The 12,007-nt window shown below is 48.3% G+C and carries 11 protein-coding genes; 7 read left to right on the top strand and 4 right to left on the bottom strand.

Going from position 1 to position 12,007, the window contains the following annotated elements; genetic code table 11:
* Positions 1 to 172: 172 nt before the first annotated feature.
* Together hemG and hemH are read right to left on the bottom strand one after the other, a co-directional pair.
* A complete protein-coding gene (gene hemG, locus KTO58_RS02475) occupies positions 173 to 1,528 on the bottom strand; it encodes a protoporphyrinogen oxidase (protein WP_095840901.1) in 1,356 nt (451 codons plus the stop codon).
* Between the two features lie 190 nt (positions 1,529 to 1,718).
* Complete coding sequence (gene hemH / locus KTO58_RS02470; protein WP_095840902.1) at positions 1,719 to 2,759, bottom strand: ferrochelatase; 1,041 nt, start codon at positions 2,757 to 2,759, stop codon at positions 1,719 to 1,721.
* Between the two features lie 287 nt (positions 2,760 to 3,046).
* Here hemH and hemA point away from each other — a divergent pair, with 287 nt between their 5' ends.
* From hemA to hemL, 7 genes are all read left to right on the top strand, one after another.
* Positions 3,047 to 4,300, top strand: a complete 1,254-nt coding sequence (gene hemA, locus KTO58_RS02465) for a glutamyl-tRNA reductase (RefSeq protein ID WP_095840903.1) — start codon at positions 3,047 to 3,049, stop codon at positions 4,298 to 4,300.
* A gap of 3 nt (positions 4,301 to 4,303) precedes the next feature.
* Entirely contained in the window at positions 4,304 to 5,224 is a 921-nt protein-coding gene (gene hemC, locus KTO58_RS02460; protein ID WP_095840904.1) for a hydroxymethylbilane synthase, read from the top strand.
* The gene (locus KTO58_RS02455; protein WP_095840905.1) at positions 5,214 to 5,939 is read left to right on the top strand and encodes a uroporphyrinogen-III synthase; all 726 of its coding nucleotides are present in this window, start codon (positions 5,214 to 5,216) and stop codon (positions 5,937 to 5,939) included. Before hemC ends, KTO58_RS02455 begins: the two co-directional genes overlap by 11 nt.
* A gap of 5 nt (positions 5,940 to 5,944) precedes the next feature.
* Complete coding sequence (hemE, locus tag KTO58_RS02450; protein ID WP_095840906.1) at positions 5,945 to 6,973, top strand: uroporphyrinogen decarboxylase; 1,029 nt, start codon at positions 5,945 to 5,947, stop codon at positions 6,971 to 6,973.
* Positions 6,974 to 6,988: 15 nt separating this feature from the next.
* A complete protein-coding gene (gene hemF, locus KTO58_RS02445; RefSeq protein ID WP_095840907.1) occupies positions 6,989 to 7,900 on the top strand; it encodes an oxygen-dependent coproporphyrinogen oxidase in 912 nt (303 codons plus the stop codon).
* Between the two features lie 31 nt (positions 7,901 to 7,931).
* Positions 7,932 to 8,909, top strand: a complete 978-nt coding sequence (hemB, locus tag KTO58_RS02440; protein ID WP_095840908.1) for a porphobilinogen synthase — start codon at positions 7,932 to 7,934, stop codon at positions 8,907 to 8,909.
* Between the two features lie 82 nt (positions 8,910 to 8,991).
* Positions 8,992 to 10,278 (top strand): glutamate-1-semialdehyde 2,1-aminomutase, encoded by a 1,287-nt coding sequence (gene hemL / locus KTO58_RS02435; RefSeq protein WP_095840909.1) that lies wholly within the window; start codon positions 8,992 to 8,994, stop codon positions 10,276 to 10,278.
* A 76-nt stretch (positions 10,279 to 10,354) separates the two neighbouring features.
* Here hemL and KTO58_RS02430 read toward each other — a convergent pair whose 3' ends face one another.
* Complete coding sequence (locus KTO58_RS02430) at positions 10,355 to 11,149, bottom strand: carboxylesterase family protein (RefSeq protein ID WP_095840910.1); 795 nt, start codon at positions 11,147 to 11,149, stop codon at positions 10,355 to 10,357.
* Positions 11,150 to 11,200: 51 nt separating this feature from the next.
* Positions 11,201 to 11,998 (bottom strand): O-methyltransferase, encoded by a 798-nt coding sequence (locus KTO58_RS02425; RefSeq protein WP_095840911.1) that lies wholly within the window; start codon positions 11,996 to 11,998, stop codon positions 11,201 to 11,203.
* Positions 11,999 to 12,007: the final 9 nt, after the last annotated feature.

Below are 12,007 nucleotides of genomic sequence, written 5' to 3'. Positions count from 1 at the left end.
TTTAAAGAAAAAAGCCTAACAACCGCAGAAATATATATATTATTTTTTCAGCGGAAGCTATAGGAACGTAGATGGTTACTTGTTAAAAAAGTACGTGCTTTCCCACAGACAACGGAGGAGTCTGCCAGAGAAAGCACGCTATGTAGAGAAGGAAAAAAGAAAAGGGCGCTTATCAGGGTTGTTGTTCCAATTCTTTGGCCAAATTAGCCGCTGCCAGTAGTATGGCCGGTACAGATACCCCGCTGAGGTAGTTACCAGCCAGATGCAGACCGGGATGCGCCTCTTGAAATTGCTGTACTGCGGCACGGACATGTCCAAAACCAACGTTAGGCTGCGGAATGGCCCGCTCCCATTTACTGAAATGCCGCATCACGGGTGTTGCAGTAGCCTGCAGTACATCGGACACCTCCTTGACCACCATATCCTGCAACGTATTACTCCCATATTCATCAAAAAATATTTCACCCAGCACACCACCTATGAAGACGGTCAGCAATACCTTATCTACCGGTGCTTTGGACGGAAATATCATAGAATTACAGATCGCACCCAGGAAATGTTTGCGTTCCAGTTTCGGTACCAGAAATCCAAACCCTTCCGGCATATTACGAATGGCTGCACGGTCAAATCCCAGGTGCAGTACACCCATACGCGGATAGTGGATATCGCGCAGCACATCGGCAGTGCCGGCATCCAGCTCACGGATAATATCAGCAGTACTATAAGCAGGCGATGTAAATACTACCCGGCCTACACTGAGAGATGCCGTTTCCTGATGCTGCTGGTAAGTAACCAGGTAGCCGTTGGGATCCTTTTGTATGTTCTGTACACGGCAATGAGTTCTTACCGGCCCTGTCAGTAATGCCTGCAGTCGTTTGATGAGGGTAATGCTGCCTCCTTTAAAGGAAATGATCTTGCGCCCGCCCATAGCTCCCTTGTTTTTCATCAGCCCACTGAATACGCTGCCATATTCTTTTTCCCAACGGGGAAGGGCTGGCAATACTTCCTTAACGGATAAGCGGGCAGGGTCACCGGCATAGATGCCCGACAGTACCGGATCAAAGAGATAGTCGCTGATCTCTTTATTAAAACGACGGGTAACAAATTCCTGCACGGATTCATCCTCGTGTTGCGGCTTTGATTTACGGAACTTCTCCGTAAACAATTTCCATTTGGAGCCAGCGCTGATATAAGCGGAGGACATAATTTTAGCCGGATGTGGCGAAATGGCGTGCAACTGATTGTTGCGAAGCAGATAACGTTTTTTGCTGGTAGCATTGGCCTCCAGCAAAGCGTCCTGAAGCCCGATTTCACGGATGAATGAAAGCGTGTGCGGAGTTGCACCGATGGAGTTAGGCCCTGCATCCAGTTCGAAACCTTCTTTCTGTAAGGATTGAATGGTGCCACCGGTGTGGTCGCCGGCTTCCAGTACCACATATGGTATACGCAGTTGCTGTAGCTCATAGGCCAATGATAATCCTGTGATGCCTCCGCCTACAATGAGAATGGGTTGTTCTTGTTGGTTCATATGACCTTATTTAAATGCTGAGTGCACGATAAACAAGCTGCATGCAGGGTTAGGAGCAATACAATTGGATGTGGTTGTGCCTGTATACAAATGACAGCGCGAATGTTGTGCCAGATTATTCCACAAATCTGGCTGTTGCATGCACTTCTCAGCAATAGATCAGTAAGCCGGTGTATAGGAACGGTGTGGACTACGCAGGTTGCTCCACACCGGTTGTGCAATATTTGATAATGGCTTTCACCCACAGCGGATGAACGTTTACGCAGGGAATCATGGTAAAACTTTCTCCTCCATTTTCCAGGAAGCTGTGTTTCCCTTCCACGCCTATTTCTTCCAATGTTTCCAGACAGTCAGATACAAAGGCAGGACATACTACCAGCAGTTTTTTCTTTCCTTCTTTAGGCAGCTTTTCAAAACGTTCGGCAGTATACGGTTTGAGCCATTCTTCCCTTCCCAGCCGGGATTGGAAGGAAATGCCCCACTTTTCACGCGGGATGCCAAGTTGTGCAGCTACTTTTTCCGCAGTAATATGTACCTGGTGCCGGTAACAATATGGATGGGCCGGGGAGTTAACATGACAGCAATCTTCCACCTGCAGGCAATGTTGGCCGGTAACATCTCCTTTTTTAATATGTCTTTCCGGTACGCCATGATAGCTGAACAGCACATAATCGTAGTCCTGTTGCAGGTAGGAGCGCATACTTTCCGCAACTGCATTGATATAATCGGGCTCGTCATAGAAGGGAGGTACTACGCTTAGCTTAAACGGATACTTTTTCTGCTTATGTATCTGTTTGGCATATGCTGCGGCAGTCTCGTAAGACGACATAGCATAATGCGGATATAGAGGCAGGAGTATAACTTCCCGTATACCCGGATTTTCTGTCAGCAACTTGTCATACGCTGCCTCAGGAGAAGGATTGCCATACCGCATCGCGATCTCAACGGGAATGTCGATATCTTGCTGTACCGCTTGCTGCAATTGTTTTGTCAGTACGATCAGTGGAGAACCTTCTTCCCACCAGATAGACCGGTAAGCTTCTGCGGACTTGGGGGCCCGCCGGGGTACGATGATCCCTCCTACCAGCAACAGCCGGAACAGGTAAGGGTAGTCTATCACCCTTTTGTCCATCAGAAATTCCATCAGATAACGCTTCACATCGGGAACAGCCGTACTATCCGGAGATCCCAGGTTCATCAATACGATCCCTACATCAGATTTAGATACCATTGTGCTTCTTAAGATTGATGCAAAAGTAATTAACTAATAAACACAAATGTGCATTCGCGTATTTATCACTTATTCCACGGTTCCGGCGATGTGTCATATATTTGCAAGTCTTTTTCAGCCGTGCCTATATTTATGCAATCATTTGCAGCCGTGCTGCTGGAAAGCTGACAAAAATCATTTTTTAGGAGGTTGTATTACCAGGTATAGAAATGACACACTAATGACAGCTTAAAGCCTTTAGTTGCAGCGTATGCCAGTATTTTTGCAGCCAGGAAGCTTAGAATAAAATGCAGGTCAATCACTCAAAGGATATTTCCAACTTTCACGCCGTTGGGATCAACTACAAAAAAACAGACGCTGCTATCAGAGGATTGTTCGCCATTAATCCGGCACAATATGAAAACCTGCTGAAGCGCGCGAAAACTGTTGAATTGGATGATCTCTTTATACTCTCTACCTGCAATCGGACGGAGGTATATGGCTTTGCACCTACCGCCCAGGACTTGATCAACTTGCTTTGTACGGAAACAAATGGCGACAGTGAACTTTTTGCACAGCGGGCTTATGTCAGATCAGGAGAAGATGCCATCCGGCATCTATACCAGGTAGGTACCGGCCTTGATTCCCAGATATTGGGAGATTACGAAATAGTAGGTCAGATCAGGAATGCTGCAAAATTTGCCAAGACCCAGGGATGTCTGGGTAGTTTTCTGGAACGGTTGGTGAACAGTGTGATACAGGTATCCAAATTAATCAAAAACGAAACAGACCTGAGTGCAGGTACCGTATCCGTGGCATTTGCAACGGTACGTTTGCTGGAGCAACGGGTACCCCATATACGTGATAAGAAACTGTTGTTGCTGGGTGTAGGTAAAATAGGACGCAATACCTGCAAGAACCTGAAAGAATACCTGGGGATCAGGGATATCACCCTTATTAACCGGACACTGACGGTAGCGGTAGATTTTGCTGGTAAACATGGTTTACGCTTTGCACCCTATGAAGAACTGGCTGCCGAAATGCAGGCCGCTGATGTGATTCTGGTAGCTTCCAATGCACCACAACCAACAGTACTAGCCGCTCAGCTGAAGGATAGCCAGCCTAAACTGATCGTCGACCTGTCCATCCCTTTCAATGTCGAACAGGAAGTAGCAGCACTGCCACATATAGAATTGATCAATGTGGATGAACTCTCCAAGATACAAGATGAAACTTTACAACTGCGGGAAAAAGAAATACCCAGGGCCTTATCTATTATTGACGAACATATGGAGGAGTTCCTATACTGGTATAAAATGCGTAAACACGCGGTAGTACTCAAAGCGGTAAAAGACAAATTACACGAAATACACACACGCGAAATAAATCAGCAAAAAAACGGCGCCCAGTATAAATTGGAGGATATTGAAGAAGTCTCTTCCCGTATCATACAAAAGATGATCAACCTCATGGCCGGTAAAGTACGTAAGGAAACTGAAAAGAGTGACCTGTACATCTCCATGATCAATGACATTTTCGAAACCGGCGTCAATCAGGAATAAACAATGGACAAAATAATCAGGATAGGCACCCGCGAAAGCCAGCTGGCACTCTGGCAGGCCAACCGGGTAAAGGATCTGCTAACAGCTCAGGGATATCAGACCACACTGGTACCAATCAAAAGTGAAGGAGATATTGACCTGGTCACCCCGTTATATGAGATCGGCGTACAAGGCATCTTTACCAAAAGCCTGGATATCGCTTTGCTCAACAACCGTATAGATATTGCGGTCCACTCCCTGAAAGACGTCCCTACCCAATTACCCAAACAACTTATTACCGCTGCTATCCTCCAACGAGGACCTGAAAAAGACCTGCTGGTGTATCAACAGGATGCAGCTTTCCTCACCGATCCGGACTATGTAGCCCATATAGCTACCGGCAGCGTAAGACGTAAAGCACAATGGCTGCGCCGTTATCCCAAACACCAGGTACATAATATCCGTGGTAATGTCAACACCCGTTTGCAAAAACTGGCAGATGAACAATGGGATGGTGCCATCTTCGCTATGGCAGGTCTAGAGCGTATTGGTATCCGGCCGGATACCTCAATGGCGCTGGACTGGATGTTGCCAGCTCCTGCCCAAGGTGCAGTGGTAGCTGCCTGCCGCGAAGACGATGCCTTCTGCCTGGATGCCTGCGCCGCCTTCAATGATGAAGCCACTGCCCTCTGTACATTTGTAGAACGTGATTTCCTTCGTACGTTAATGGGAGGTTGTACAACTCCTATCAGCGCATACGCCCATATAAAAGACAATATACTCCACTTTTCCGGGGAGCTCTCCAGCCTCGACGGCCAGACCGTCTTTACTACTGAAAAGCAAATACCCCTGGAGCAAGCCATCACATTAGGAAGAGAAGCCGCACAGGAAATATTGGCACAAGGTGGAGACAAAGTAGTAGCACAGATTAGACATGCCGGATGATCACCGCATATTATGTACCAGGCCGTTGCCTGCCAGTCTTATCAGACAAGCAGCGACACATGGTGTGCATATTGAGGTACATGCATTCATCCGTATACAATCTGTCATCACACCTGCAGCTGCAGCTGTGATCAGCAAGCTGGCCAGCCAGCCAGCCACAGTCATCTTTACCAGCTCCAATGCAGTTACTGCTGTCAGTGAGTTGTTACAAACACAATCAGACCGTGGCACCCAATGGCAGCTCTATTGCCTGCAAGGTGCGACGCTGGATACCGTATGGCAGTATTTTGACGGGCAGCAGGTGATAGCCACCACCGCTTACAGTAAAGAACTGGCCTATCAACTGCTGAATGACAAACCGGAAGGCCCTTTGCTATTTTTCTGCGGAGACCAGCGGCGGGACGAACTACCGGATACATTAGCAGCCGGTGGCCTAGCCCTGCAGGAATACCAGGTGTATCAGACAGTGGCTACGCCAGTCGCACTCCCCACTGCCTACCAGGGAGTGTTGTTTTTCAGCCCAAGTGCAGTAACCAGTTATTTTTCTATGAATGCACTACCACCGTCAGCAGTTTGTTTTGCCATAGGACATACGACAGCAGGTGCGTTGCTACCATATACAAGTGCGGACCGGATCATTGTCTGTAAACGGCCTGGCACAAACGAAATGATACAGACTGTCATTGAATATTTTGACCACAACAACAATTATTAGCTACTATGAGTGAATTAAAAAATGATCTGCTGCTGAAAGCGTTAAGAGGAGAAGCAACCACCCGTACACCGGTGTGGATGATGCGCCAGGCCGGACGTTACCTGCCCGATTATATCAAGCTCCGCGACAAATATTCTTTCTTCGAACGTTGTCAGAACCCTGAACTCGCTACCGAGATCACGGTAATGCCCGTAGACCAGGTCGGCGTTGATGCAGCTATCATTTTCTCAGATATCTTGGTAGTACCCCAGGCAATGGGTATGGAAGTACAGCTGATAGAAAAGCTGGGCCCCCTGCTGCCATCACCGGTAAAAGGAGCCGCAGACCTGGAAAGGCTGTGTGTGCCTGATGTACAGGATACCCTGCATTATGTGTTTGATGCGTTGCGACTGACCAAACAAACGCTGGCGGGCCGTGTTCCCCTGATCGGGTTTGCAGGCGCCCCCTGGACATTGTTGTGTTACATGGTACAGGGTAAAGGGTCTAAAACATTTGATGAAGCGAAAGCATTCTGTTATACACAACCGGCAGTAGCACACCAGTTGCTGCAGATGATCACCGATACCACCATTGCCTATCTTAAAGCTCAGGTGGCAGCAGGTGCAGACTGTGTACAGATATTTGATTCCTGGGGTGGCTTGCTGAGTCCGGAAGATTTCGAAACCTTTTCTTTGCAATATATTCGTCAGATCACAGCCGCGTTGAAAGATGTCTGCCCCGTGATCATCTTCGCCAAAGGTGCCTGGTTTGCACTGGAGGAGATGGCAGCTACCGGCGCAAGTGGTCTGGGCGTGGACTGGTGTATCAAACCGTCCGTAGCACGTCAGCTCGCAGGTGACCAGGTCACTTTACAGGGCAACTTTGACCCGGCAAAACTATTGTCTCCGATCCCTGAGATCGAACGGGCGGTAAAGACAATGCTGCAGGGCTTTGGCAAAGGAAGGTATATTGCTAACCTTGGCCACGGTATTCTGCCCAATGTCCCGGTAGATCATGCCCGCGCCTTTGTGGAAGCAGTGAAAAGTAATGGATAACCAAAGGAACGTCAGATGAATACTAAAGAGCAATTCGTACAATTGATCCACCGCCTGCAAGACGAGATCTGCCAGGGGTTGGAAAAGATCGATGGGAAAGCCACATTCCAGGAAGATCCGTGGGAGCGCCCCGGCGGCGGTGGTGGCAGAACGCGCGTCATCACCGGTGGCAACGTCTTCGAAAAAGGGGGTGTTAACATCTCCGTAGTACATGGTGAGCTGCCCGCTGTCATGGCCCAGCAATTCAATGTAAGCGATGCACAATTCATGGCTTGCGGCATATCGCTGGTGATACACCCTGTCAATCCTTATGTGCCAACGGTACATGCCAACTTCCGCTATTTCGAACTGTATGACAACGACGGGTCGCTAAAAGATAGCTGGTTTGGTGGTGGTGCAGACCTTACGCCATACTATCTCTTTGAAGAGGACGGTCAGCATTTCCACCGTACATTCAAAGCAGCCTGTGATCCTTTCGGGGCAGAATTGTATCCTAGGTATAAACAGCATTGTGACGAGTACTTTATGAATAAGCATCGTAACAATGAAGCCCGTGGCATAGGGGGTATCTTCTATGACTACCTGCGCCCGGATGCCAACAACAGCTCCCAGCAGCTGTTCGAATTTTCCCAGGCGAATGGCGACGCTTTCCTGAAAGCATACCTGCCTATCGTGGAACGTCGCAAAGACCTGCCTTATACACAGCAGGAAATCGACTGGCAGGAATACAGAAGAGGCAGATATGTAGAATTCAACCTGATACATGACAGGGGAACACTCTTTGGCCTCAAGACGAATGGACGTATTGAATCTATCCTGATGAGCTTACCGCCCCGGGCCAGATGGGAATACAACTATCATCCGGCTCCTGGCACTAAAGAGGCCGAATTGCTCGAATACCTGCGTCCGCGTGACTGGGTAAAATAAGTTAACGACAGACGCTCAAAAATAGTAGATCATGATCCGAAGAAACAGAATATTGAGAACTTCTCCTGCCATTCGCGAAATGGTATCGGAGACCGTGTTAAGACCGAGTGACTTTATTGCACCCTTATTTGTAGTAGAAGGCGAACAGGTAAAAGAAGAGATCTCCTCTATGCCCGACTATTTCCGGCATTCGGTAGATCTTACCGTAAAAGAAGCACAAGACCTGTGGAACATAGGTATAAGAAGTGTATTGTTATTCATAAAATGCCCGGATCACCTAAAAGATAACAAAGGAACAGAAGCAGTAAACCCGAATGGATTGATGCAACGTGCCATCCGCGCGGTCAAACATGCCGTACCCGGCATGGTAGTGATGACGGATGTAGCGCTTGACCCTTATTCTTCCTACGGGCATGACGGCATTGTAGCAGGTACAGAGATCGTGAACGACGCTACCGTGGAAGTATTGGCCCGCATGAGCCTCAGCCATGCGCAGGCGGGTGCTGACATCGTAGCACCCAGCGATATGATGGATGGCCGTATCCTCGCGATCCGTAACATTTTGGAAGCACATGGTTTTGACAAAGTAGGTATCATGTCCTATAGCGCCAAATACGCGTCCTGCTTTTACGGTCCTTTCCGCGATGCATTGGATTCCGCACCTGGCTTTGGAGATAAAAAGACTTACCAGATGGATTATGCCAACTCCCGGGAAGCAATCAAAGAGACCCTGATGGATGTTGAAGAAGGTGCCGATATTGTGATGGTGAAACCCGCCCTATCTTATCTGGATATCATGCGTATTATCAAAGACCGCGTACAGGTACCGGTGAGTGCCTACCATGTAAGTGGCGAGTACGCAATGATCAAAGCAGCCGCTAAAATGGGCTGGCTCAACGAAGAAAAAGCGATCCTGGAAGTACTGACCAGCATCAAACGGGCAGGTGCAGACCTGATCGCCACCTATTTTGCCAAGGATGCGGTGAAGTTGTTAAACGGCAATAAATAGCCGTTACTGAAATTGCACGAATTTTGTACCCTTGGTATGCTGGTAAAAGGCACCTATTTTAACGTATAAATATCAACGAAGCATGTTCTCTCAAAGTAAATTACTATTCGAGCAGGCACAACAACACATACCCGGTGGCGTCAACTCCCCGGTACGCGCTTTTCGGAGTGTAGGCGGTACGCCTGTATTTATGAAGGAGGCAAAAGGAGCGTATATGTACGATGTAGATGGCAACCGCTACGTAGACTATATCAATTCCTGGGGACCTATGATCATGGGGCATGCCTATGAACCGGTAGTTAAAGCGATCCAGGAACATGTGGTACACTCTACTTCTTTCGGAGCGCCTACAGCATTGGAAACCAAGATAGCAGAGCTCATCATCAGCATGGTACCCAATATCGACATGATACGTATGGTGAATTCCGGTACAGAAGCCTGTATGTCAGCCCTTCGGCTGGCCAGGGGATACACCGGCCGTAATAAATTCATCAAATTCGAAGGTAACTATCATGGCCATGCAGATGCATTTCTGGTAAGCGCGGGTAGTGGCGTGGCCACCCTGGAGATCCAAAGTGTGCCTGGCGTAACCCAGGCCGTAGCACAGGATACCCTTACCGCTCCGTATAATAATCTCCCGGCTGTACAACAGCTGATAGAAGAATATCCCGACCAGATCGCCGCTATCATCATTGAGCCGGTAGCGGGTAATATGGGATGTATCCTCCCACAGCCAGGATTTTTAGAGGGCCTGCGGGAACACTGTGATGCCAATGGTATCCTGCTCATCTTCGACGAAGTAATGACCGGTTTCCGGCTGGCCCGCGGTGGCGCCCAGGAGCTTTTCAATATCAAGGCAGACCTGGTCACCTTCGGCAAAATTATCGGTGCAGGAATGCCTGTAGGAGCCTTTGCCGGCCGCAGAGAGATCATGGAACATATTGCTCCTACCGGTAAAATATACCAGGCAGGTACCTTAAGTGGTAACCCGATCGCGATGATCGCCGGGTACACCTTACTGAAAACATTAAATGAAAATCCCGTGATCTATCAGCAGCTGGAACAAAAAGCAGCTTACCTGGTAGAAGGGCTGAAAGGAGCGCTCGGCGCTGCCGGCGTTGTACACCAGGTAAATCACCTGGGTTCTATGTTGAGTGTACATTTCACCGAGTATCCGATCATCGATTTCAGTTCAGCATCCGGCGCCAATAACGAACTATTCCGCCGCTTCTTCCATGCCATGCTGGAGCGTGGTATATACCTGCCACCTTCTGCTTTCGAAAGCTGGTTCTTAAGTCATGCCTTGACCACCGAAGACCTGGACTTTACCATACAAACTACCAAATCGGCCATGCAGGCGATCAAATAATACCTAACATACTACCATATAAAAAAGGCTGTCTCTCAGGAGACAGCCTTTTTTATATGATAATGTCAGGACCGCATTATTTCTTCTTATGGCTCCAGAGCCAGGGTAACAGGTCCGGTTCTGCAAAAGCATTGTCCCAGCTATTATGCCCTACTCCGGGATATTCCGTGTATTTCACATCTGCTTTCAGGCGGGTCAGCTCCTTGTAATAAGCCCGGGAAAAATCCACCGGTACTGTAAAGTCCCGCTCACCGTGGAATATCCACATCGGTACCTTCGCATAACGTTTGGCCAGCTGTACATCTCCCGCCCCACAGATGGCAATAGCCGCAGCAAATATATTCGGATAGCGGGCCAGGATATCAAAGGTGCCCATAGCGCCCATAGAAAGCCCTCCCAGGTATACCCGTTTGGTATCTATTTTACCAGTTTTAACCAGGCTGTCCAGTAATGCCTTTACCAATCCTGTCGCAACAGTAGGCGATGGCATAAGCGGGAACGCTGCATTAATGATCTTACCGGTGGAGTCTCTTTTCAATCTGAAGGAAGCCCAGGTAGAATCGGAAGGACATTGTGGAAATATGACGAAAGCAGGGAAATCTTTACGCACAGTATCGTTGAGGAATAAACGACCACCATGTAACAGCTGAGCTACGTTATCACTTCCCCTCTCACCAGAGCCGTGGAGAAAAATGATCAGTGGGTATTTTTTGTGGATATCATAACCGGCAGGAGTCAGTAACCGGTATTGTAACGTATTTCCATTACGGGTAAATGCTTCACGGCTATAGGCATCAAACTCCTGCGCCTGCGCTTGTACCAGGGAGGTAAGCAAACATGCGATGAAGCCCAGGTAACGTATCAGTTTCATGGGATCTTATTTTTCCCAATATACGTTTTAAATGAGCTTACTGCAAGCCTGTTAGTATTTAAGTACGAAATGCTGTTTGACCTTAGGCTCCTTGCGGAAGAAGACCAATCCGATAAAAAATAGGTCAATGGTAAGCGTGACGGCGGGTTCTTGCTGGATGGTATGCCAGGCAGCTTCCATATCCGGAGTCCAATGGATATCGTCAAAGATAAACACTGAATACTCAGTCGCTTTGGGCAGACATTGCCGGAAATATTCCACGGTAGGACCGGAGCGATGATTACCATCGATATATACCCAGTCCAGCTGAGGTACCGTTGCCAGCACCTCGGGCAATACCGTATCGAAATTGCCTACCACCTGACGGACATTTTGTAAATGCAGCCGTTCGAAGTTGCGGCCGGCCTGTGCAGCAATATTCGGACAGCCTTCTATGGTGATCACCTCACTTTCCGGCCGTGCACTGGCCATATAAGCCGTAGACATTCCCATAGAGGTACCCAGTTCCAGCAGGTATTGCGGTTGGAAATATTCTACAAGACGATAAAACAGCTGACCGAATTTAGCGGGTTTAGCGGCATGCCGGGTGATGTCGCTGATCTTACGTTCGTTACCCGCACTCACCAAGGAACCTGCTCCCAGGTCAGTTACCTGCAAAGTAGCATCGCTTGCCAAAAGCTGCTTGCGTAATTGCTCTATAGAAACATATTCCGGGCGTGACTTTCTATTACGCAATACCTCTTCGACCAACGAGTAGACAAATGGAGAATGTACGTCATGGCGATTGCCGGCCGTAAAGTAATAATGCAGGTATTTCTTTGCTAACTGGTACTGATGCTGTAAACTCACGCTATTCTA

Source organism: Chitinophaga pendula (assembly GCF_020386615.1).
GTDB lineage: Bacteria > Bacteroidota > Bacteroidia > Chitinophagales > Chitinophagaceae > Chitinophaga > Chitinophaga pendula.
This window is presented reverse-complemented; position numbering and strand designations above follow the sequence as displayed.

Coding starts and splice junctions, on each gene's coding strand:
- hemF (WP_095840907.1), top strand. CDS start 6,989: ATGAATACTAAAGAGCAATTCGTACAATTGATCCACCGCCTGCAAGAC.
- hemA (WP_095840903.1), top strand. CDS start 3,047: ATGCAGGTCAATCACTCAAAGGATATTTCCAACTTTCACGCCGTTGGG.
- hemL (WP_095840909.1), top strand. CDS start 8,992: ATGTTCTCTCAAAGTAAATTACTATTCGAGCAGGCACAACAACACATA.
- hemE (WP_095840906.1), top strand. CDS start 5,945: ATGAGTGAATTAAAAAATGATCTGCTGCTGAAAGCGTTAAGAGGAGAA.
- KTO58_RS02430 (WP_095840910.1), bottom strand. CDS start 11,149: ATGAAACTGATACGTTACCTGGGCTTCATCGCATGTTTGCTTACCTCC.
- KTO58_RS02455 (WP_095840905.1), top strand. CDS start 5,214: ATGCCGGATGATCACCGCATATTATGTACCAGGCCGTTGCCTGCCAGT.
- hemG (WP_095840901.1), bottom strand. CDS start 1,528: ATGAACCAACAAGAACAACCCATTCTCATTGTAGGCGGAGGCATCACA.
- hemB (WP_095840908.1), top strand. CDS start 7,932: ATGATCCGAAGAAACAGAATATTGAGAACTTCTCCTGCCATTCGCGAA.
- hemH (WP_095840902.1), bottom strand. CDS start 2,759: ATGGTATCTAAATCTGATGTAGGGATCGTATTGATGAACCTGGGATCT.
- hemC (WP_095840904.1), top strand. CDS start 4,304: ATGGACAAAATAATCAGGATAGGCACCCGCGAAAGCCAGCTGGCACTC.